Source organism: Streptomyces sp. Je 1-332, assembly GCF_040730185.1.
In the GTDB taxonomy this organism is placed as follows: Bacteria; Actinomycetota; Actinomycetes; order Streptomycetales; family Streptomycetaceae; genus Streptomyces.
Map to the genome: position 1 here is coordinate 7,548,146 of NZ_CP160402.1, position 19,867 is coordinate 7,568,012.

Here is a 19,867-nt window from a genome sequence, read left to right on the forward strand (position 1 = left end):
TCCTCGGAAGGAACCCGATTCCTGATGTCAGCCGCAGCGCGCTTCCCGTTGACGCCCGAGCCCATCCACGTCCCCGACGCGGTGCTCGACGACCTCAGGGCGCGGCTGCGGCTGACGAGGTGGCCCGACGACGTCGGCAACGACGACGGGTACTACGGCGTCCGCCGCGGCTACCTCCAGGAGTTGGCCGAGTACTGGCTCCACCACTACGACTGGCGCAAGGCCGAAGCGGCGATCAACTCCTACGAGCACTACCGGGTGCGGGTCGACGGCGTGCCCGTGCATTTCATGCGCAGGCCCGGCGTCGGCCCCGCCCCCACCCCGCTGATCCTCACGCACGGCTGGCCCTGGACCTTCTGGCACTGGTCCAAGGTCGTGGACCCGCTCGCCGACCCCGCCGCGTACGGCGGCGATCCGGCCGACGCGTTCGACGTCATCGTCCCTTCCCTGCCGGGCTTCGGCTTCTCCACACCGCTGCCGGACCACCCCGACATGAACTTCTGGAAGGTCGCCGACCTCTGGCACACCCTGATGACCGAGACGCTCGGCCACCGGAAGTACGCCGCAGGGGGGTGTGACATCGGCGCTCTCATCGCGGGTCAGCTCGGTCACAAGTACGCGGCCGAACTGCACGGCATCCACATCGGTTCCGGTCAAAAGCTCACCATGTTCAACGGCGACCGGGGCTGGGACCTCAGCGGCGGACAGCCGATCCCCGAGGGCCTGCCCGAACCCGCGCACCGCCAACTCCTCTCCCTGGAACGGCGTTTCGCCGCCCACCTGGCCGTACACGTCCTCGGACCCAGCACCCTGTCCTACGGTCTCAGCGACTCACCGGTCGGCCTGCTCGCCTGGATCCTGGAGCGCTGGGAGAAATGGAGCGACAGCCACGGCGACGTGGAGAGCGTCTTCTCGAAGGACGACCTGCTCACCCACGCCATGATCTTCTGGGTGAACAACACCATCGGCACGTCCGTGCGCTATTACGCCAACGCCAACCGCTACCCCTGGACGCCCTCGCACGACCGGCAGCCGGTCATCGAGGCGCCCACCGGCATCACCTTCGTCGCCCATGAGAACCCGCCCGGTGTCACCACCACCGAGCAGCGCGTCGAGAGCTGGCTCGCCGGTGACCGGGCCGAGTGGTACCGGCACGTGAACCTCACCGCGCACGCGAGCGGCGGTCACTTCATCCCGTGGGAGATTCCCGAGGCCTGGGTGGACGACCTGCGCCGCACGTTCCGCGGCCGACGCTGAGGCGTCCCGCGCGCGTCACCGCCGCCTCGCGTCAATCAATCCCCCAGTGAGCGCAGCCACTTGACCTCGCCGTCCCGCCACTCGTCCGTGGGGGCGAGCCCCGCGGCGGTGGCCACGGCCGCCGATGCCCGGTGGTCCGGATGGACGTGGGCGGTGATGCCTCGCACCGCCGGTCGCCCGGCCAGCCAGCCAGCCGACCAGGCCGCGGGCCGCCTCCACGGCAATGCCCCGCCCCTGCCAAGGAGTTCCCACGACCCAGGCGATCTCCGCGACCAGCGCACCGCTGCCGTCGTCGGCGGGCGCCACCGTCGCCTGCACGGTCCCGACGAGGCACTCCTCGTCGCGCAGCCGCAGCACCCAATTGCACCAGGAGACCGCGGGATCGGGGGACCCGGCGGTCATCCGCCGGTAGCGCGCACGCAGGGCTTCCGGCTCGTCGGGAGAGCCGCCGATGAACGTGTGCAGAGCGGGATCGGAGAGCACAGTCGCCATCTCGTCGGCGTGCTCGACCCGGAGAGGTACGAGGACGAGGCGGGCGGTGTCGATCTCCTCGGCGTGGACCATGGGCATGGGTCAGGTTAGCCGAGGGGGTGGCCCCTCCTGCCGGCGGCCGAGCAGGAAGGACCGCTCGGCCGCGTTGTCGGTGTGCGCCAGTGCGGCGTCGTACGCGCGCGCCGCCTCGTCGGGGCGGTTCAGGCGGCGGAGCAGGTCGGCGCGGATGGCGTGGAAGACGTGGTAGGTGTCGAGGGCCAGGTCGTCCACGAGGGTCAGCGCTTCGGCGGGGCCCTTGACCTCGGCCACCGCGACGGCGCGGTTGAGGGCCGCCACCGGACTCGGGGCCACGGCGAGGAGCTGGTCGTACAGCTGGAGGATCTGGCCCCAGTCGGTCTCGGCCGCGGTCGGCGCGTCGCTGTGCACCGCGTTGATCGCGGCCTGGATCTGGTACGGCCCCGGCAGGCCCCGGCGCAGGCAGCGCCGCACGAGCTCCTGGCCCTCGGCGATGAGTGCGCGGTCCCAGCGGCCACGGTCCTGGTCGGTGAGGAGGACGAGCCCGCCGTCCGCGGTGGTCCTCGCCTCCCGCCGCGACTCGGAGAGCAGCATGAGCGCGAGCAGACCAAGGGCCTCCGGCTCGTCGGGCATCAGCTCGGTCAGGAGCCGTCCCAGGCGGATCGCCTCCGCGCAGAGGTCGTCGCGGACGAGCGCGTCCCCCGCACTGGCCGTGTGCCCCTCGTTGAAGACGAGATAGACGACGGCGAGTACGGCCCGAAGCCGCTCGGGCAGATCAGCTTCCCTCGGGACCCGGTACGGGATGTGCGCGTCGCGGATCTTCCCCTTGGCCCGCACGATCCGCTGGGCCATCGTCGGTTCGGGCACCAGGAAGGCGCGGGCGATCTCCGTGGTGGTCAGGCCGCCAAGGAGGCGCAGTGTGAGGGCCACGCGCGCCGCGGGGGCGAGCGCCGGGTGGCAGCAGGTGAAGATCAGACGCAGTCGGTCGTCGCGCACGGGTCCCTCCCAGGCCGGTGCCTCGTGGACGTGCAGCAGGGCGGCCTGCGCGTGCCGGTCCTCGCGGGACGCCTCCCTGCGGAGGCGGTCGATCGCGCGGTTGCGGGCGGTGGTGATGATCCAGCCGGCCGGGCTCGGCGGCAGGCCGGCGGACGGCCACCGCTGCGCCGCCGTGGCGAACGCCTCCTGGACCGCCTCCTCGGCGATGTCGATGTCGCCGAAGACGCGGACCAGGACGGCCACCGCGCGCCCGTACTCCTTACGGAACACCCGCTCGATCACGTCCGAGGTGACCTCCGGGGGAGGGCCCGACGTGGCCTGCGGGGGGCGTCGACCGGACTCCGGGGGATCCGGCGTCACTAGCAGGATCCGTGCTGCAGCGGCCTGACCTCGACGGGCAGGGTGATGGCACGGGCCACCTTCTCGCCCCACGCGAGCGCCTCGTCCAGATCGGCCGCCCTGATGACGGTGAAACCGCCCAGATGCTCCTTGCCCTCGACGTACGGTCCGTCGGTCGTGAGCACCTCGTTGTCCTTGAGGCGCAGTACGGTCGCCGTGCTCGGCGGGAAGAGGCCCCCGGCGAACACCCAGGCGCCCGCCTCCCTGAGCTCGGCGTTCACCGCTTCGACGTCACGCATGATCGGTTCGAGGACCTCCGGCTCCGGTACGCCGCCGTCGGGCTGGTAGATGCTGATCAGGTACTGGTTCATGACTGACTCTCCTTGGCGGATCGCCCCGTGACCGGCACGGTGCCGGTCTCTTCACTGTCTACACGAACGGCGATCGGCCGGATCGACATGCCGGATCGAGACGTGAAGAGAAGAATCCGCCCGGTGTTCTCGCCGGGCGGATTTCTCGGGGACGTCAGCGTTCGGATCGCGGCGTAGGAGGGGTCAGAACGCGAGAGCCGCGCCTCCCGCGATGCTCGCGCGCATCTCGCAGCTGTTGCCGAAGGTCTTGTTCCACGCGACACGCTTGCCCTGCCACACGCCGTCCACGGTGACCACGATGGGCTTCCACTCCTTCGTGCACATCATGCCGGGTGACTTGCCCACCAACTGCGTGAACTCCCCGTTCACCGCGCGCAGTTCGGCGCAGGCCGCGGAAGCCGAGGGGTGGCTGCCCGAGGCCTTGGGCGTACAGGTCAGGGTCACGGCGCGCTGCATGATCGCGGTGTCCGCCTCTTCGCCCTGGCCGACCGCGAGGACCAGCGACGAGGGCGCGTACAGGCTGGCGGCGGCCTGGGGCTGAGCCTGCGCCGTGCCAGCGGTTCCGGACATCACGCAGGCGGCCACGACAGCGGTGGCGCCCACCGTCTTGAGGAAGAAACGCACGTCAAGTCTCCTTTGATGCGGGTGTGTTGGGTGGTTGCGGACTGGAGTCTTGCCGGTGCGGAGAGTGAGTTCCAAATGTATGGTCGATTTCCGGATGCATGTGTCCGCTCAGCGGGCGCCGGATGACTGTTCGGGCAGCTCAGGGCGGGCGCCGGAGGCGCGGGAAGGCGCGCGAGGGGTGTCCAACATGTGGACCGGAAGCGATGGTGCAAGGCAGAACGACCGCCTGACCTGCGACGACAGTTGTTTCGGTTTTCTACCGGAATCGATGGTCGACCGGAAAGCATCGGTGGTAAGGCCCCGGGACAGCCCGATCGGGCATCAGCCCAGCCTCACCGTGATCCGCTGGGTGGCGCCCTTCGTCCCGCTGAGATCCCCGAAGGTCAGCTTCAGGGACGCACCCGTGACCGCCGAGGTGACCGTGGCGGGCTTGGCCGTCACCGCGGAGACGGCGCGGTTCCAGGTGAGGGCCAGGGAGGCCTGCGCGCGCATCGGGTCGCTGACGCAGATGACCGCGGTGCCGTCGCTCCTCTCGCTGATCTGCACGGAGCAGGGTGCGCTCGCGTTCACCGTGCCGACCGTGCCGCCGAACCAGAAGTTGACCCCGGTGAAGCCGAGGGACGGCACGGAAACACCCTGCTGGCGGTCGGAGTTGGCGAGTATCCGCACCCATCCGGTGTCCGCCGACCGGGCCGCCGTCTGTGCCGCGCTCGCACCCGGCAGCAGGGCGTAGGCGTACGTCCCGTTCGTCGGTGCGGTGCCGTGGTCGACGTACATCGTGAGGTACTTGCGGGCGATCGCGGTCGTGGCACCGCCCTTGTTGATGTCGCTCCACCTGCCGCTGCGTTCCTCGCGCAGGGCCTTGACCGTCGCGCCGCCGGGGAAGACGTAGCCGCCGTGGCCCCCTATGTGCGCCCACTTGGCGCCGGTGAGCGTCGCCGACCAAGGAGTGCCGGTCGGCTTGGCCGCGCCGTCCACCTGGAAGGAAGTGGTGCCCGTCGGGCCGAGGTTGCGGTTCTCGACCGTCGTCTCGACCGCCGCGCCGTCCGTGCAGACGATGCCCGCGCCCAGGCAGACGACCGAGTCGTCCAGGCAGAACCACGACTTCTTCGCGCGCAGCGTGCTCTGCAGCCCTTTCAAGTACTGGCCGATGGAGGCACGTTGGCCGTCGCTCGCTCCGCCCACCCACTTGACGTCCGGCAAGGACGCACCCCAGTCGCCGCCCGCCGCGTCCGCGAGCACCTTGCGCGACGCCGTGATGCCGGGCAGTCGGTACGGGTCGACCGTGGGCCAGAAGGCGTCGCTGTACTGCCCGTTGGCGTAGCTGTCGCCCCACCAGTAGAGCATTCCCGAGCCGGTGTGCCAGCCGCGCAGATTCTCGCCGTTGCCCGTCTCGTAGTACGTGATGCGGGGATCGGCCATGCTGATCGACGCCGCCCAGCCGGGGCGTCGGTGCGTGGCGCGGGCCATGTTCGGGAAGAGGCGGTGACCGATGGGCTCGGCGATGGCGGTCACCGACGCGTCGTCCGCAACTCCCTGCAGTCTGGCCAGGCTTGTCAGGCCGAGTGAGGAGTCGCTCAGGGGTGGGCTGTAGTAGTCGCGCCGCATCCAGCCCTTGACCAGGCCGCGCCAGCGCGCGTTCTCGGCCGCGCTCGCGCCCTGCCCCAGGAGCACCACGGCCGACATGATGGGGTGGCCGCGCCGGTGATCGTCCGCCTGGATCTTCTTGGCGTCAGCCGCGGCGAGGCCGCGGCTGATGGCCCGCCCCGCGACGCCGTCCATGACGAGCCCGTTGTAGATGAAGGGGGCCCACGCCTTCTCCACGGCGTCGAAGATGATCTGCTTCTTGGCGTCCGTGACCTCCCAAGTGGAGCCGCGCAGCAGGGAGAAGAGCATCCCGAGGCCGCCCAGCATGACCGATCCGTACGACCCGGTGTAGGGCACGGTGGTGTGCTGGATGAACGACCCGTCGGTGTAGAGGCCGTCGCCGGTCGTCACGTACGGGAAGACGGGGGAGAGCGCGTCCCTGGCGAGCGCGATCTTCGCGGAGGAGCCGCCGACGACCCCGCGCAGCGCGAGCACGCGGCACAGGTCGACGCGGTTGGCTCCGGTGCTCGTCCCGGTGTAGCTGCCCACCGCCGAGTCGGGCACGAAGTGGTCCACGGCCTTGCAGTAGTTGGCCACTTGGGTCGTGGACAGGTGGTCGTACATCAGCACGCAGATGTCGAGGAGGTGCTGCGGAGCGCCTATCTGCCAGCTGTACCAGTTGCCGAACCGTGCCTGGTTCTCGTTGTAGACCTGCGTGTACAGATGATCGAGGCCGGTGAGGATGTCGGCCTTGAGGCCCGCGTCGCCGGTCACGCCCGTGCCGTCCTGCCGGTAGGCCTGAGCCATGGTGCTCAGCCTGAGGTAGCCGGTCACCACGTTCGCGGAGTAGCCGTACGACTCCTGGTCGGTGTCCGGATCAGGGTCGGCGTACGAGGCGTCCGGCCACAGGGAGCCCGTGGCGGGGGTCATGGTGGCGCGCAACTCCCGTGCGGTGGCGCCGAGTTCCGCCAAGCGGCTCTTGAACGGCTCGGCCGTGGGGGAGAAGCCCTCGCCGAGTACGAGGGTGCGCCACTTGGCCCGCAGTGTCGCGTACGCATCCGCATTCGCACCTCCCGCCGCTGCCGCCTCGTCGGCGGGCAGCAGTTCCGAGGCCGGCAGGGCGATCACGGAGCCGCCGGTGCCGAGCAGGAAGGCGCGGCGGGACCAGGGAGAGTGCATGGGGTCTCCGATGGTGGGGGTGGGGTGGGGGTGGAGAGGGGTGGAGAGGGGTGGAGGGCGCACGGGGGCCGGGCGGGGAGCAAGCGCTTTCTAGCATGGGTCCGGGCCGCTGCTCAATGGGTTGCGCAGGGCGCTGTAGCGTCAGGGGCATGAACGATCACGCAGTGGTGGATGTGGGCGACGTACGCCTGGCCTATCGGACCTGGGGCGACTCGTACGGAGCACCTGTCGTGCTGCTGCACGGGCTCGGCGGCTCCTCGGCGACCTGGGAGCAGGTCGGGCAGACCCTCGGCCAGGAGTGGCGGGTCTACGCGCTCGATCTGCGCGGGCACGGCGAGAGCGACTGGCCGGACGAGTACTCGGTCGAGCTGATGCGGGACGACGTGCTCGGCTTCCTCGACGAGCTCGGCCTCGACCGGGTGGGCGTCGTGGGCCACTCCATGGGCGGCGTCGTGGCCTATCTGCTCGCCCAGGAGCATCCGGACCGTGTCGAGCGACTCGTCCTGGAGGAGACTCCGCCGCCCTACCCGCGCGACATGGTCGACGCTCCGCGCCCCGACGGGGCCATCGACTTCGACTGGCCCGTGTCCCCGGCGGTCCGCGCCCAGATCTTCGACCCCGACCCCGAGTGGGCCGAACGGCTCGGCGAGATCGTCGCACCGACCCTGATCGTGGCGGGCGGCCCCGACAGCAGCATGCCGCAGGGGCGCATCCCCGACATGGCCACGGCGATCCCCGACTCCCGGCTGATCACGATCCCGGTCGGCCACTCGGTGCACGAGGCGAGCCCGCAGCAGTTCGCGGAGCAGGTCAGCGAGTTCTTCACCAGCTGAGCGGACGGGACGGCCGACGGCTGTCAGCCGTCGGCCGTCGCGGTGCGGACAGTGGTGCGGACAGAGGTGCGGGCCGCAGTGCGGGGCGTGGTGCGTCCACGCCCCGCGTCACGCCCAGCACCGCCGTCTGCCGGACGCCGGGCGAGCCTACGCAGGCCGGGGGCGTGCCTGGTGGAGGCGGGTGTAGTAGCGCCCCTCGGCCTCAAGGCCCGTGGGATCGTCACCGGCCTCCAGCACGTGCTCCACCGCACTGCGCTGCTCGGTGAGATCGGTGAACAGCCGCTGTGGATAGGTCCGTTCGGGATCGGTGTCGGTGGCGAGACCGTGGGCGTCCAGAGTCGCCAGGATCTGCTGGAACGGCACCGTGCGCAGGACGAACGCGCTCACCCAGACCGGGACGCGCGTCGCGTCGAGGAGCGCGTCGAAGGTGCGGTGGGTGATGTAGCCGATGCCTCCGGTGACCGTGATCAGGCCGACGCGCGCCACGGCGCGGCGCAGCCCGTCGCTGGGCGGGTGACGCTCGAGGTTCTCGGCATAGGCCTCGTCGAGCAACCCCGCCTCGAGGGCGTAGCGCGTCGCGTTGTCGGCGGTGTCGAGACCGATGACCGGGACCGCGTCCGCACGCCGCCGCGACGCGTAGAACTCCTTGTCGGCCTCGATGAGCTCACCTCGGGTGAGCTCGCCCGTCTCGGCGCTCGTGTAGTGCGCGTAGAGGTCCGCGAGCGTGAGGTCGTGGTTGAGCAGCGCCGCGTTGATCCCGTAGGAACAGCAGAGGTCGAGGACCGTGACGGGCAGATCGGTGCCGCGCACCGCTGAGCGCTGGGCGAGCGTGCGCCGGAAGACGCCTTGAGCCTGCTGCGGTATCTCGTACCGCAAGGGGGCGAGCGTGCGGAAGTACGCGCGGGGGTCAGGCTCGTTGTAGATGTCGTCGAACCGGGTCTTGCCGGTCGCGGTGGTGGTCCGGGCACCGGTCATGAGGCATGCCTCCTCGTGCTGAGTGGCGGGTCTACGGCCGCGATACGTCTATCCGACCCGTGGCTCGACCCGGTAGACCTCCTGGCGGTAACCGGCCATCACGGAACTCAGGAGTCCCGCGAACCACACCGGCCCGTTTGGTTTGCACGCTGGTCGAAGCCCGGTGATGCGCTGCTGACCAAGAACGCCTCCGAAGCTGGTTCAGGCCCGAACGGCCGGGACCATGCCTATGCCGCCGTCGGCCGTGTCGGTTTCGGTTCCGCCCCGGTGTCCGGCGGTGCCGGCGACAGCGCCTGCGTCTGCTGTGCCTTCTCCAGGAAGCGCAGGAGCTCCACGGGGAAGGGCAGTACGAGGGTGGAGTTCTTCTCGGCGGCGACGGCCACCACGGTCTGGAGCAGGCGCAGTTGGAGCGCCGCCGGTTCGTCCGCCATCTCGTGTGCCGCCTGGGCCAGCTTCTTGGAGGCCTGCAGCTCGGCGTCCGCGTTGATCACGCGGGCCCGCCGCTCTCGGTCGGCCTCGGCCTGCCGGGCCATCGAACGTTTCATGGTCTCCGGGAGCGACACGTCCTTGATCTCGACCCGGTCGATCTGCACGCCCCAGCCGACGGCCGGGGAGTCGATCATCAACTCCAGGCCCTGGTTGAGCTTTTCCCGGTTGGAGAGCAGATCGTCCAGGTCGCTCTTGCCGATGATCGAGCGCAATGACGTCTGCGCCATCTGTGAGACCGCGAAGCGGTAGTCCTCGACCTTGATCACCGCGTCCGCGGCGTCGATCACCTTGAAGTAGATGACGGCGTCGACGCGCACCGTGACATTGTCCCGGGTGATGCCGTCCTGCGCGGGCACCGGCATCGTCACGATCTGCATGTTCACCTTGTGCAGCCGGTCCACCCCGGGGACGATCATGGTGAATCCCGGCGGCCGGACGCTCTCCCGCAGCCGGCCCAGGCGGAACACCACGCCCCGCTCGTACTGCTTGACCACGCGGGCCGCCGTCACCACGTACACAAAACCGGCGGCCGCCACCGCGGCCCCCGCTGTGAGCAGCTCTTCGACCATGACGACCCCCTTCTGCCGAGCCGCCGTCTCCTACCAAAGATATGCCCAGGTTTGTCCATGGTCGAGCCCCCGGCCGTCCGCCGCTGACTAGGGTGGGCACGGTGTTCACCTCCCAGGGACCCACACTCCGCGAACTGGCCGTGCAGGCTCTCTCCTCCATCGAGGACGGCTATGACCTGCTGGCCCCGAAGTTCGACCACACCCCTTTCCGCACGCCGGACCGGATCCTCGACGCGGTCGCGGACACGCTGGAGGGCCTCGGGCCGTTCGACGCGGGTCTCGATGTCTGCTGCGGTACCGGCGCGGGCGTCGAGACCCTGCTGCCGCTGTGCGGGGAGCGGGTCACGGGCGTCGACTTCAGCGCCGGGATGCTGACCGAGGCGCGGGCCGCCGTGGCGCCGCGCGACGGTGGGCCCGTGGTGGAGTGGGTGCGGGCCGATGCCCGCGCCCTGCCCTTCGCCGAGGTCTTCGACCTGGCGGTGAGCTTCGGGGCTTTCGGGCATTTCCTGCCTGCCGAGCGGGCCCGGCTGTTCGCCGAGGTGTGCGGGGCGCTGCGGCCGGGCGGGGTCTTCGCCTTCCCCATCGGCGCGCCGCCGCCCCCGACGTCGCCGCTCTACTGGGCGCTCCTCGGCTTCGACGGCATGATGCGGGTGCGGAACCGCCTGTGGCGTCCGCCGTTCGTCATGTACTACAGGACCTTCCCGCTGGGGGGTGTGCGCGAGGACCTGCTGCGGGCCGGGTTCACGATGAGGTTGCACGCGCTGGAGGAGTTCGGGCGCCGCGCCGACGGCAGCCCGCGCTGGTGCATGGTCGAGGCGCGGAAGGCCTGAGCGTCACCCGACCCGCGGTCCCTGGAAGGCCTTGCGTCACTGAACAGCCTTCCGTCACTGGAAGGCCTTCCGGTAGGCCTGCGGGCTGACTCCGGCGACGCGCTTGAAACGGTCACGGAAGGCGGTGGGCGAGCCGAAGCCGACCTGGACGGCGATGCGCTCGACGGAGTGCCCGGTCGTTTCGAGCAGGTGCTGGGCCTGCCGGATCCGGGTGCGGTGCAGCCACTGCAGCGGGGTGCTGCCCGTCTGATCCCGGAAGCGGCGCAACAGGGTGCGGGTGCTCATGCCGGCCCGGTCCGCGATGTCCTCCAGGGTGAGCTCACGCCGCGCGTTCTCCTCCAGCCAGCGCAGGAGCGGTTCGAGTGCGGACCCCTGCGGGGCGGGCGGAGCCTCGGAGACGATGAACTGGGCCTGCCCGCCCTCGCGTTCCAGGGGCATCACCGAGAGGCGGGCTGCGTCGGCGGCCACGGCGGAGCCGTAGTCGCGGCGGATCAGATGCAGACACAGGTCGAGCCCGGCGGCGGCCCCGGCGGACGTCAGGAGCTGCCCGTTGTCGACGTAGAGCACGTCCGGGTCCACGTCGATGTCGGTGTGGCGTTCGGCCAGCGTGGCCGCGGCCGCCCAGTGCGTGGTGGCGCGGAGCCCGGACAGGAGTCCTGCCGCGGCCAGCGTGAACGTGCCTGCGCAGATCGAGGCGATCCGTGTGCCGTTCGCCGCCGCTTCCCGCAGCGCGTCGAGCACCGCGTCGGGGACCGGCCCCGTCACGTCGGCGGTGCCCGGCACGATGATCGTGTCCGCGTCCGCGAGCCCCTCCAGACCCCAGGGCGCCTGGAGGGTGAACAGGCCGGCGTCGATCCGGGGCGCGGTGGCGCAGATACGCACCCGGTAGCCGGGCCGACCGCCCGGCAGCCGGGTGCGGCCGAAGACCTCGATGGGGGTGGACAGGTCGAACGGGATGACGGTGTCCAGCGCCAGGACGGCCACGGTGTGCATGGCGGCAACGTACGGCAGAGCCGTGATCCCGCCAAGCGCGTACGCGGGCGAAAAGCCCCGGCCGTACCGGTGAACGGACCTCGCACCCGATGGCGGTATCTGTGCGAAGCCTGTCACTAATGCCACTGTTCCGGGGGGCGGGCCGCTGGCTAATGTCGGCGAGCGGGCCCCGGTCGGGAGCCCTCTGTGACCTCCGCCGTCTCTCGCGCCCGCCGCTTCTCGCGCCCGCTTCTCGCACCTGCCGTTCTTCGAATCCCGAGGGCCCAGTGACCAAGTTCTTCCTGACGCTGCACGTGCTGGCCGCGATCCTCGCCGTCGGCCCGGTCACCGTCGCCGCCAGCATGTTCCCCGCGGCCCTGCGCCGCGCGCAGGCCGACCCGGGGGACGCTTCGGCCGTCGCCTCGCTGCGCCTGTTGCAGCGCATCTGCTCGGTGTACGCGTTCGTCGGCGTCGCCGTCCCCGTCACCGGATTCGCCACCGCGAGCAGCCTGAACGTGCTCGGCAGCGCCTGGCTGATCGCCTCGATCATCCTCACGGTCGCGGCGGCCGCGGTGCTCATCGTCCTCGTCCTGCCGCGTCAGGAGGCGGCCCTCGACGCGGTGACCGGGGAAGGCGGCGACGGTACGGCTGGTCAACAGGCCGCGGGAGCGGGCGTGTTGGCGGAGGGGGCCGTGGGCGTGCGCGTCAGTTCTCAACTCGCCATGTACACAGGTGTGTTCAACCTCCTGTGGGCCACCGTCACCGTTCTCATGATCATCAGGCCCGGCTCCACGACAGGTGCCTGACCTCCGCGCGACCGCCTGTCCTGGATCACTGTTGACCCCCGTGGAGCGGAAGCCCTAAGTTCGGTGAACGTGCGTTCACCAGCGCTTTCCTTACCACGGGGGTATCAGGAATGGTCCGTGCACCACAACTGCCACCTGCTCGACAAGCCTCTGAACCGACCACCCTGCCACCGGACGCCGCCCTGTACGTGGAGCTGGCGCTCGACGACGCCGAGCAGGAGCGCCTGCGCGCCGTCGCGCCGGGACCGGTCCATTTCGCCGAACCGGACACCGAATCCGCCGACGACGCGCGTGTACTCGCCGCCTCCCACATCGCGCTCGGCAACCCGAGGGCCGACCGCATCGAGCAGGCGCCGCACCTGCGCTGGCTGCAGCTCGCGTCCGTCGGCATCGACCCCTACGTGGGCCTCGACTGGACGGTCATCGGACAGCGGCTCACCGTCACCAACCTCGGCGGTCTCTTCGCCGACCCGGTCGCGGAGACCTGCCTCGCGGGCATCCTCGCGCTCTACCGCGGTGTCGACGTGCTGGCCGGGCTCCGCGTGGGAGAGTCCTGGTCGAAGCTCGACGTACGGCCTGGCCTGCGGCTCCTGTCCGACGCGAACGTCCTCATCCTCGGCAGGGGGTCCATCGCCCTGCGCCTCGCCGAGCTCCTCGTACCCTTCGGCTGCTCCGTCGCGCACTTCGCGCGGGGCGACGGTGACCTCCGCAGCCAGCGTGAACTCGACGCCAGGCTGCCCGAGTTCGACGTCGTCGTGGGGCTGCTGCCGGGCACGGACGAGACCGCGGACCTCTTCGACCGGCGGCGCATCGAACGGCTGCGCCCCGGCGCGGTCTTCGTGAACGCCGGACGCGGCACCCTGGCGGACGAGGACGCCCTGGTCACCGCCCTTGCCGCCGGCCGGCTCGGCGGCGCGGTACTCGACGTGACCCGCGAGGAGCCGCTGCCCGCACGACACCCACTGTGGAGCTGCCCGAACGTGATTCTCACCCAGCACACGGCGGGCGGTTCACGCGACGAGATGAAGCGGATCGTCGACCTGTTCGTGGACAACTGGCAGCGGCTCGCCGGTGGTGAGCCGCTGCGCAATGTGGTGCGGTGGTCTCAGGGGTACTAGGCGCCTGGGGCGCACAGTTGGTGTCGCTGATGCGGAGCCGGAGCCGGAGCCGGCTCCGGCCGACGCCGACGATGAGCCGGTGGGCAGGTGAGCCGGGTGGTCAGAGGAAGTGGAAGCCGGGCCGCGGATGCATGAGGAAGTCGTGGTGCGAGATGTTCCACGCGTACGCACCCGCCATCGCGAACACCACACGGTCGCCGGCCCGCAGCCCTGCCACCGGAACCCCCCGGGCCAGCACGTCCTTCGGGGTGCACAGCTGACCCGCGAACGTCACCCTGTCCTGCCGTGCCTCGGACCGGGGCCAGGGGTGCGGCCACGGCTCGCCGGCCGGGAGCACGGTGCAGGGCTGGTCGTGCCCCTTGGCCGCGGGGGTGCGCAGATGGTGGGTGCCGCCGCGCACCACCGCGAACTCCTCGCCATGGCTGCGCTTCACGTCCAGGACCTCCGTGGCGTACCAGCCGCAGTACGCGGTCAGCGCCCGCCCCGGCTCGATACGGAGCGTCAGGCCTGGGTGAGCCGCGCGGAGTCGGGCCAGTCCTTCCCCGTACGCGGTCCAGTCGAAGCGCGCGGCGGGGTCGGCGTAGTCCACGCTCATCCCGCCGCCGACGTTCACCTCCGCCAGGCGGATGCCGTGCCGCCGGGCCAGCTTCTGCGACCAGGTCACGATGGACTCGGCGACCGCCAGCTGCTGGGGTGCGGCGAGCCCGCTGGCCAAATGAGCATGGACGCCGAGCAGTTGCAGTGGGGGCAGGCTGCCGTCGGTGAACAAGGAGACCGCGGAGTCCGCGTCGGCGGGGTCGAGACCGAAGGGAGTGGGGCGCCCGCCCATCGCGAGTGAACTGCCCGCAAGCGACTCGGCATCGAGGTCGAGATTGAACCGGAGCAGGACACCGACGCGGCTGTGCGGCACGACACGGGAGGCGAGGGCGGCCAGCATCCGCAGCTCGTAGGCGCTCTCCACATGGAAGCGTTCCACGCCGAGCTCAAGGGCCGCCGTGAGCTCGTCCGGGGTCTTGCCGGGGCCACCGAAGGCCAGCGGTCGCCCTGCCACCGCCTTGACCACATGGGCGAGTTCGCCTCCCGACGAGACCTCGTAGCCGTCCACGTGCGCATCGAGCGCGGCGAGGATCTCGGGCTCCGGATTGGCCTTGGCGGCGTAATAGAGCTCGACCTGCCTGGGGAGTGCGGCGCGCACCGCCGCGGCATGTGTCTCCAGCGCCGTCAGGTCGTACAGATAGGCGGGAAGTTCCTCCGTGGACAGACCGAGGGCACGGTCACGTACGGCGGGAGTCGGGGCGGTCATTGGACGGTGCTCCAAGGTGCGTAGGTGCGGCCACCCAGGTTCCGTACGTGCTCGGAGAGCGGAAAGGGTGAGGTGAGGCGGACATAGCCCGCGTCCCGGTCGGCCCTGCGTTCCCAGCGGGTGAGCAGATTGGCCTTGGCGGGCAGCGGTGCCCCGGCGAGCAGGGCGCCGAGCCGGGGCGGGCAGCCGTGCGCGTCGGCGAACTCCCGTATGACGGCCCGGACATGGGACCAGAGCGCGGCTTCGGTGTGCGGGTGCAGGTCGGCGAGGGCGGCGAGCAGCTCGGCGACGTGGTTGACCAGGAGGCAGTAGACGACACGGTCCCAGCCGCGCTGCGCGTCGTACGTCATCGGCCCCGCCACCTCGGGCGGGAGGGCGGCCAGGGTCTCCGCGTGGCGTTCCGGGACCAGCTTGGTGCCCTCCAGGTCGCGGAAGAGCACCTGAGCGGGCATGCCGTCGGCGTGGACGCAGATCAGGACGTTCTGCAGATGCGGTTCGAGCACTAGGCCGTGGTCGAAGTACGCGGCGAGCACCGGCGGCAGCAGCAGTCGCAGATACGCCTGCCACCAGTCGAGCGTGCGCTGCGGTCCCGCGCCCCCGACGAGCCGCGAGATGTGACCCGGCCCGGTCGGGTACTCGTCCGCGACGGCCGCGGCGAGCAGCGGTGTCGTGCCGGGTAGGAGCCGTGCGGCCAGGCCTTCGCGGACGATGACGCCGAAGCCCTCCAACAGGGAGAGGTCAGGGCGCCCGTCGGGTCCCGGGAGCGCGAGGCTGCGGTAGGCGGGCTCGCGGAGCACGGCGTGGCCCGGGAAGCGGGCGGTCAGGTCGTCCAGGGCGCCTTCGAGTACGCGGGTGAGCGCGACGGCGCCCGACAGCTCGTAACTGGCGTTCTTGCGCACGCAGTTGGTGATGCGGACGTTCAGACTGAACTTCAGGAAGGTGTCACCGCCGTACAGCGTGCGCACGGATGCGGTGGCCGCGAAGGGGTGGCCGCCCGGGCCCAGGTCGATGACATCCCCGCGGTCCAGGGCCGCGCGCAGCCCCCGGTGTCCGCGGAGCAGGTCGAACTGCCAGGGGTGCACCGGGAGCAGCCGGTAGCCGTCCGGCGCTGTCCCGAGGCGGTCGAGCGGGGCCGCGGCGCCGGGCCGCGTGGACTCCTCGGCGATGAGGTGGTCCCGTACGGCGAGGTGGCGCAGCGGGAAGACGGACGCCGTCTCGGGAGCGTACGCGGACCAGTCGGCGAGGTCGCCGCCGCGGGCCTTGGGGGTGGGATGGAAGCGGTGGCCGAACAGCAGCGACTGCTCGGACGCGAGATAGTCCGCGAGCCACTTAGGGGCGGGATGTGCGGCGACGGCCGTCACCATGGCGGGCGCCGGACGGTCGGCGGCGAGCGCGGCGCTGACGCCTTCGTGGCTGGAGGCGATCTGCTGCAGGAACTCCTCGTTGCTGACGCCCGTACGCAGGGAGAGTTCGGCGTGTGTGTACTCGGCGAGGCGCGGCCAGTCCACCTCGACCCACGTGCCGTCCCGCTGCTCGGTCACCGGGCCGGTGAAACGGTGGGCGCCGAGGAGGGACGCGCGGCGCAGCGCGACACGCAGGAGGACCCCGCGGCGCGGCAGCCGGAGCAGGAGGTCGCCGTCGACGACGGCGGTCTGGCGCTCGGGGCCCGAGACCTCGCGCAGCAGGCAGTTGAGGAGGGTGTGCGTCACCGCTTGGTCGGCGCTGGGCAGACAGGTCGGGGCGGCCCCGGCGACGGGGACGGCGCCCTGGGCGGGCGCCCAGGGCGGTGCGGTGAAGGTGCCGGTCGGCAAGGACATCAACGGCTCCAGCGGAAGCGGGGCGAGCGGCGGAACGGGGCGGGAAGAGTGACGGAGGCCGTGGCGAGCAAGGTGGTCGCGGTACCGGTCAGGGGGCGCGCGAGACGCCCGGTATTCGTTCCTCGACCAGTGTCATCACGAAGTTCCCGTAGGCCGCGCGTAGTTCTGCCGCGGGTGGTCGAGCCGCAGGTAGTTGGGTCCCGTCGTGTAGTGCTTGTTGATGTCGGCGGCTCCGGAGCGCTCCTTGGAGAGCAGGGTGCCCGCGGTGACCATCGCCTTGACGGGCAGCTCCGGCGCGTCAAGGACGTGCGCGCGCAGGAGCCCGCCCGGCTCACCGGGCGCCGAACCGAGCCGCTCGACGGCCTCGGCGAGCCGCTCGCGCACGAGCCGGAGAAGTCGCTCCAGCGGGGCGCGGCCGTGTCGCGCGAGCCCGAAGGCGTAGGAACCCGCGCAGAGGTGGAGGGTGATGGTGGTGAACACATCGAGCACGGGCCTGTCCCCGTCGACGAAGATCCTCTGGTCATCGAACTCAGCGCGCCCGGGGGCCTGTTGGCCCATGGCGTCACGGAGTCGCGCGAGGTTCACGCGGGGCCCGTCGTTGTCCTTGAACAGCAGTCGTAGCCGGGTGCGGCGGGGCCCGCCCCCGCTCCCACCCGCGGGGTGGTCCAGCACCAGAGAGATGTTCTGCTGATGCGACTCCAAGGCGATCCCGTGGGCGAAGAGCGTGGTCTGCCAGTCGAAGAGGAGGGCGAGCGTGGCGTCGAGGAGGGCCAGGGGGTCGCCGTCGTGGAACCGGTCGGCGAGGTGGTCGATCAGCAGCCGGTCGCCGCCGGGTGCCGGGCACATGAGGGCAGCCATCGGCACGACGACGGCGTCTTCGAGGCCGGCGGGGTAGCGGCGCAGGAGCACGGCGACGAGTTCATGCCCGGCGTGGGCGAAGAGGGTCTCGTCCGCGTGCAGGATGACCCCCTTGAACCGGGGTTCGCGGTCGATGACGGCTTCGACCAGGCGCTGGCCCGCGGCGCCGTCGGTGAGGGTGCCCGGCTTGATGGTGCGCCGGTTGCGCAGCCCCAGTGTGGCGGTGGCGAGCGGCAGTTTGAGGTGCCGCGTGGGGTCGGCTGCGAGCGCGACGGTACGCATCGACAGGGTCGGTACGACGTCGGGCCCGGGTCGGTCGACGAGCTGGGCCCGGCCTTCGAGCCCCGCCGTCCGCAGCGCGTCCCGCAGGGGGCCGTCCGCGGTCAGAGGGTGCACGGGGAGCACGAGGTGGCTCCCTTCGAGCTCGGGCGCTCCCACCGCACGGGGCGAGAGCCAGGAGTCGTTGCTCCCGCTGACGGTGACGGCCTCGCGGGGCAGGGCGAGCTGCCGCAGGGCGAAGGTGGGGTGGAATTCGGGCGCGTAGGAGCGAAGGTGAGCGCTGCCCAACCCGGCGCGGCCCCGCGAGGTCGGATACACGGGGTGATCGCCCCGAGCGGCGAGCGTGTCATAACCGAGCCCGCCCGCGAGCCCGGTCCAGGAACCGGCGTCCCCGCCGTACCGCTCGGAGAGCTGGCTCTCCACCTCGCACCTGGTCCGTGCGTGCAGCCGCTGGGCGTCGAGCGCCTGCCGGCACTCCATGGCGAACGCATCGAACCCACCCCGGTCGACGGGGTCGGCGAGGTCACGCAGGGCGGCGAGAACGCTGCCCGTGTCGATGAGTTCGGCCCCGTCGGGTTCCCGCCGGAGCAGGGGAAGCCGGGCGGCGTACGTGGATTGGTAGCCGTCATCGAGGACAGGCATCAGCAGGGCGGCCGCACGGCAGTGCTGCCGCGTTGCCACCGGCAGCCTCAGCCACAAGCCGTCCTCCTGCCGCACCGGCGTGCTACGGGTGCGCCATCCCGTCACGTCCTCGCGCAGGAGCGCGCTCAGGACGCGTAACAGGAGCTCGCCCTCGGTGTCGGTGTCGGTGTCCGTGGTGGCAGAAGGCTTCCCGTCCGTCAGGCGCGTCATGGTGTGATCTCCCAGTGGTGCGCGGCGAGGAAGTCCGCCACGGCTCGGTCGACCGCGGACTGGTCCGTGCCCGTGGCGCGTACGACCCCGAGGAAGTCGCGGTTCGTGCCGTGGAGTTCGTGGTACTCGCCGACTTCGCGCAGTGGCCGGTACGTCAAGTGCACTCCGCCCGCCGTTGCTTCGGTCCGGCCCGGCGCGGCCGTCAGCGTTCCGGTACTCCGCGCGCACGGGTAGTCGAGCCGTGCCCGGCCGTCCGACCGTGCGCCCAGGTCCGACGGGAGCGGCTCGCCCAGATGCGTACGGAGGATGTGCTCGAAGAGCGGTATGCCCAGGAGCTGGGCGAGGAGCAGATCACACTGGTCGCCGATGGCACGGTAGTTGACCTCGATGAGCCGGGCTCGCCCCGCCGCCACCACGAACTCCGTGTGGCAGGCCCCGAATCCCACGCCCAGCGCGTCCAGTTGGGCAAGGACCTGAGCCACCACCGCATCCGGGTGCGCGGGGACGAACGTCATCCGCTCTTCAATGAAGTACGGCGGCGGTGACACCTCCGTACGGAAGCCCCCGAGTACATGCCTGACGCGGCCGTCGCCGAGCGTCTCCAAGGTGCACAACTCCCCGGCGAGGTACTCCTCGATCACCAGCGCAGCCCCCGGCCGACGCGCCTGGATCTCCGCGCATCGCCGCACCAGCTGCTCCGGTCCTTCGACCAGCACCACGTCTTCGCTCGCCACACCCTCCCGCGGCTTGACCACGCAGGGGAACGGGACGTCGAGGGTCGTGAGTCCGGCCGGGTCCCGGCCCGCGGGGAGTTCGGCCGACCAGACCGCGTCGGCGCCCGCAGCCGCGAGATGGCGCCGCATCTGCGCCTTGTCCTTGGTGCGCAGCGCGGTCCGCCAGTCCTTCCCGGGCAGCCCGAAGTACTCGGCGGCGAGGGCCGCTTGAGTCTGCAGGTGGTCGCTGTTGGTGAAGATCGCACCGGGGGAGTGATGGGCGGCTATGCGGCTGATGACGGCTCGGAAATCGCGTACGTCGCACTCCAGGATCTCCAGGGATCCGAGGATCTCCCCGGGGAGGCCGCCCTGATGTGCCTCCGGGTGATCGGTGAGAAGCGTGACGTCGAGGCCCAGCTCGCGTGCGGCGGGCAGAAAGCCTTCGGTTACCGAGTCGGTGGGGTTGCGGGCTAGGACGTACAGCCGCAGGTGCGGGGGGAATCGTCGCGCGGAGGGGCTGCCTGGCGGGACGGCCCGAACGATCTTGGACACGGGGTGAGAGTTTAGGTTAGGTATGCCTAAGGATGTCAACT

16 protein-coding genes and 1 pseudogene are annotated in these 19,867 nt (G+C 71.0%); 5 read left to right on the forward strand and 12 right to left on the reverse strand.

Translation table 11 applies throughout. From position 1 onward, the window contains the following. Positions 1–24 precede the first annotated feature (24 nt). The gene (locus tag ABXJ52_RS33980; RefSeq protein ID WP_367047501.1) at positions 25–1,257 is read left to right on the forward strand and encodes an epoxide hydrolase; all 1,233 of its coding nucleotides are present in this window, start codon (positions 25–27) and stop codon (positions 1,255–1,257) included. Between the two features lie 35 nt (positions 1,258–1,292). On the opposite strand, the pseudogene ABXJ52_RS33985 reads toward ABXJ52_RS33980, so the two are convergent. From ABXJ52_RS33985 to ABXJ52_RS34005, 5 genes and pseudogenes are all read right to left on the reverse strand, one after another. After that, a pseudogene (locus ABXJ52_RS33985) lies at positions 1,293–1,827 on the reverse strand (GNAT family N-acetyltransferase). A 3-nt stretch (positions 1,828–1,830) separates the two neighbouring features. Beyond that, positions 1,831–3,042: a sigma-70 family RNA polymerase sigma factor gene (locus tag ABXJ52_RS33990; protein ID WP_367049459.1), complete on the reverse strand. Its 1,212-nt coding sequence runs from the start codon at positions 3,040–3,042 to the stop codon at positions 1,831–1,833. Positions 3,043–3,119: 77 nt separating this feature from the next. Beyond that, the gene (locus tag ABXJ52_RS33995; protein WP_367047503.1) at positions 3,120–3,470 is read right to left on the reverse strand and encodes a YciI family protein; all 351 of its coding nucleotides are present in this window, start codon (positions 3,468–3,470) and stop codon (positions 3,120–3,122) included. Between the two features lie 183 nt (positions 3,471–3,653). Beyond that, positions 3,654–4,040, reverse strand: coding sequence for a subtilase-type protease inhibitor (locus tag ABXJ52_RS34000; protein ID WP_367049460.1), 387 nt, complete (start codon positions 4,038–4,040; stop codon positions 3,654–3,656). A 375-nt stretch (positions 4,041–4,415) separates the two neighbouring features. Further along, positions 4,416–6,860, reverse strand: a complete 2,445-nt coding sequence (locus ABXJ52_RS34005) for a polysaccharide lyase 8 family protein (protein WP_367047505.1) — start codon at positions 6,858–6,860, stop codon at positions 4,416–4,418. Positions 6,861–7,009: 149 nt separating this feature from the next. Between ABXJ52_RS34005 and ABXJ52_RS34010 the strand changes: the two genes are divergently transcribed. Further along, positions 7,010–7,693, forward strand: coding sequence for an alpha/beta hydrolase (locus ABXJ52_RS34010; RefSeq protein WP_367047507.1), 684 nt, complete (start codon positions 7,010–7,012; stop codon positions 7,691–7,693). Between the two features lie 147 nt (positions 7,694–7,840). On the opposite strand, the gene ABXJ52_RS34015 is transcribed toward ABXJ52_RS34010, so the two are convergent. Together ABXJ52_RS34015 and ABXJ52_RS34020 are read right to left on the reverse strand one after the other, a co-directional pair. Beyond that, positions 7,841–8,668: a hypothetical protein gene (locus tag ABXJ52_RS34015; RefSeq protein ID WP_367047508.1), complete on the reverse strand. Its 828-nt coding sequence runs from the start codon at positions 8,666–8,668 to the stop codon at positions 7,841–7,843. 227 nt (positions 8,669–8,895) lie between these two features. Further along, complete coding sequence (locus tag ABXJ52_RS34020) at positions 8,896–9,726, reverse strand: slipin family protein (protein ID WP_367047509.1); 831 nt, start codon at positions 9,724–9,726, stop codon at positions 8,896–8,898. A 101-nt stretch (positions 9,727–9,827) separates the two neighbouring features. Here ABXJ52_RS34020 and ABXJ52_RS34025 point away from each other — a divergent pair, with 101 nt between their 5' ends. Next, a complete protein-coding gene (locus tag ABXJ52_RS34025) occupies positions 9,828–10,556 on the forward strand; it encodes a class I SAM-dependent methyltransferase (protein ID WP_367047511.1) in 729 nt (242 codons plus the stop codon). A gap of 54 nt (positions 10,557–10,610) precedes the next feature. Here ABXJ52_RS34025 and ABXJ52_RS34030 read toward each other — a convergent pair whose 3' ends face one another. Continuing rightward, positions 10,611–11,549, reverse strand: a complete 939-nt coding sequence (locus tag ABXJ52_RS34030; protein WP_367047513.1) for a helix-turn-helix domain-containing protein — start codon at positions 11,547–11,549, stop codon at positions 10,611–10,613. Positions 11,550–11,815: 266 nt separating this feature from the next. Here ABXJ52_RS34030 and ABXJ52_RS34035 point away from each other — a divergent pair, with 266 nt between their 5' ends. Beyond that, on the forward strand, positions 11,816–12,334 hold the full coding sequence (locus tag ABXJ52_RS34035; RefSeq protein WP_367047514.1) for a hypothetical protein: 519 nt from the start codon (positions 11,816–11,818) through the stop codon (positions 12,332–12,334). A gap of 110 nt (positions 12,335–12,444) precedes the next feature. After that, positions 12,445–13,452: a D-2-hydroxyacid dehydrogenase gene (locus tag ABXJ52_RS34040; protein WP_367047516.1), complete on the forward strand. Its 1,008-nt coding sequence runs from the start codon at positions 12,445–12,447 to the stop codon at positions 13,450–13,452. Between the two features lie 100 nt (positions 13,453–13,552). On the opposite strand, the gene ABXJ52_RS34045 is transcribed toward ABXJ52_RS34040, so the two are convergent. The 4 genes from ABXJ52_RS34045 to ABXJ52_RS34060 all read right to left on the reverse strand — a co-directional run bounded on the left by ABXJ52_RS34045 (position 13,553) and on the right by ABXJ52_RS34060 (position 19,763). Further along, positions 13,553–14,755: a type III PLP-dependent enzyme gene (locus tag ABXJ52_RS34045; RefSeq protein WP_367047517.1), complete on the reverse strand. Its 1,203-nt coding sequence runs from the start codon at positions 14,753–14,755 to the stop codon at positions 13,553–13,555. Then, the gene (locus ABXJ52_RS34050; protein ID WP_367047519.1) at positions 14,752–16,572 is read right to left on the reverse strand and encodes an IucA/IucC family protein; all 1,821 of its coding nucleotides are present in this window, start codon (positions 16,570–16,572) and stop codon (positions 14,752–14,754) included. Before ABXJ52_RS34050 ends, ABXJ52_RS34045 begins: the two co-directional genes overlap by 4 nt. A 135-nt stretch (positions 16,573–16,707) precedes the next feature. After that, on the reverse strand, positions 16,708–18,561 hold the full coding sequence (locus ABXJ52_RS34055; RefSeq protein WP_367047521.1) for an IucA/IucC family siderophore biosynthesis protein: 1,854 nt from the start codon (positions 18,559–18,561) through the stop codon (positions 16,708–16,710). Then, positions 18,558–19,763 (reverse strand): ATP-grasp domain-containing protein, encoded by a 1,206-nt coding sequence (locus ABXJ52_RS34060; RefSeq protein ID WP_367049461.1) that lies wholly within the window; start codon positions 19,761–19,763, stop codon positions 18,558–18,560. Before ABXJ52_RS34060 ends, ABXJ52_RS34055 begins: the two co-directional genes overlap by 4 nt. Between the last annotated feature and the right edge of the window lie 104 nt (positions 19,764–19,867).

What these genes read in the sequence shown, in the direction of transcription:
- ABXJ52_RS34010 (WP_367047507.1), top strand. Translation starts at nt 7,010, where the DNA reads ATGAACGATCACGCAGTGGTGGATGTGGGCGACGTACGCCTGGCCTAT.
- ABXJ52_RS33995 (WP_367047503.1), bottom strand. Translation starts at nt 3,470, where the DNA reads ATGAACCAGTACCTGATCAGCATCTACCAGCCCGACGGCGGCGTACCG.
- ABXJ52_RS34000 (WP_367049460.1), bottom strand. Translation starts at nt 4,040, where the DNA reads ATGTCCGGAACCGCTGGCACGGCGCAGGCTCAGCCCCAGGCCGCCGCC.
- ABXJ52_RS34055 (WP_367047521.1), bottom strand. Translation starts at nt 18,561, where the DNA reads ATGACGCGCCTGACGGACGGGAAGCCTTCTGCCACCACGGACACCGAC.
- ABXJ52_RS34045 (WP_367047517.1), bottom strand. Translation starts at nt 14,755, where the DNA reads ATGACCGCCCCGACTCCCGCCGTACGTGACCGTGCCCTCGGTCTGTCC.
- ABXJ52_RS34005 (WP_367047505.1), bottom strand. Translation starts at nt 6,860, where the DNA reads ATGCACTCTCCCTGGTCCCGCCGCGCCTTCCTGCTCGGCACCGGCGGC.
- ABXJ52_RS34050 (WP_367047519.1), bottom strand. Translation starts at nt 16,572, where the DNA reads ATGTCCTTGCCGACCGGCACCTTCACCGCACCGCCCTGGGCGCCCGCC.
- ABXJ52_RS34040 (WP_367047516.1), top strand. Translation starts at nt 12,445, where the DNA reads ATGGTCCGTGCACCACAACTGCCACCTGCTCGACAAGCCTCTGAACCG.
- ABXJ52_RS34015 (WP_367047508.1), bottom strand. Translation starts at nt 8,668, where the DNA reads ATGACCGGTGCCCGGACCACCACCGCGACCGGCAAGACCCGGTTCGAC.
- ABXJ52_RS34030 (WP_367047513.1), bottom strand. Translation starts at nt 11,549, where the DNA reads ATGCACACCGTGGCCGTCCTGGCGCTGGACACCGTCATCCCGTTCGAC.
- ABXJ52_RS33980 (WP_367047501.1), top strand. Translation starts at nt 25, where the DNA reads ATGTCAGCCGCAGCGCGCTTCCCGTTGACGCCCGAGCCCATCCACGTC.
- ABXJ52_RS34020 (WP_367047509.1), bottom strand. Translation starts at nt 9,726, where the DNA reads ATGGTCGAAGAGCTGCTCACAGCGGGGGCCGCGGTGGCGGCCGCCGGT.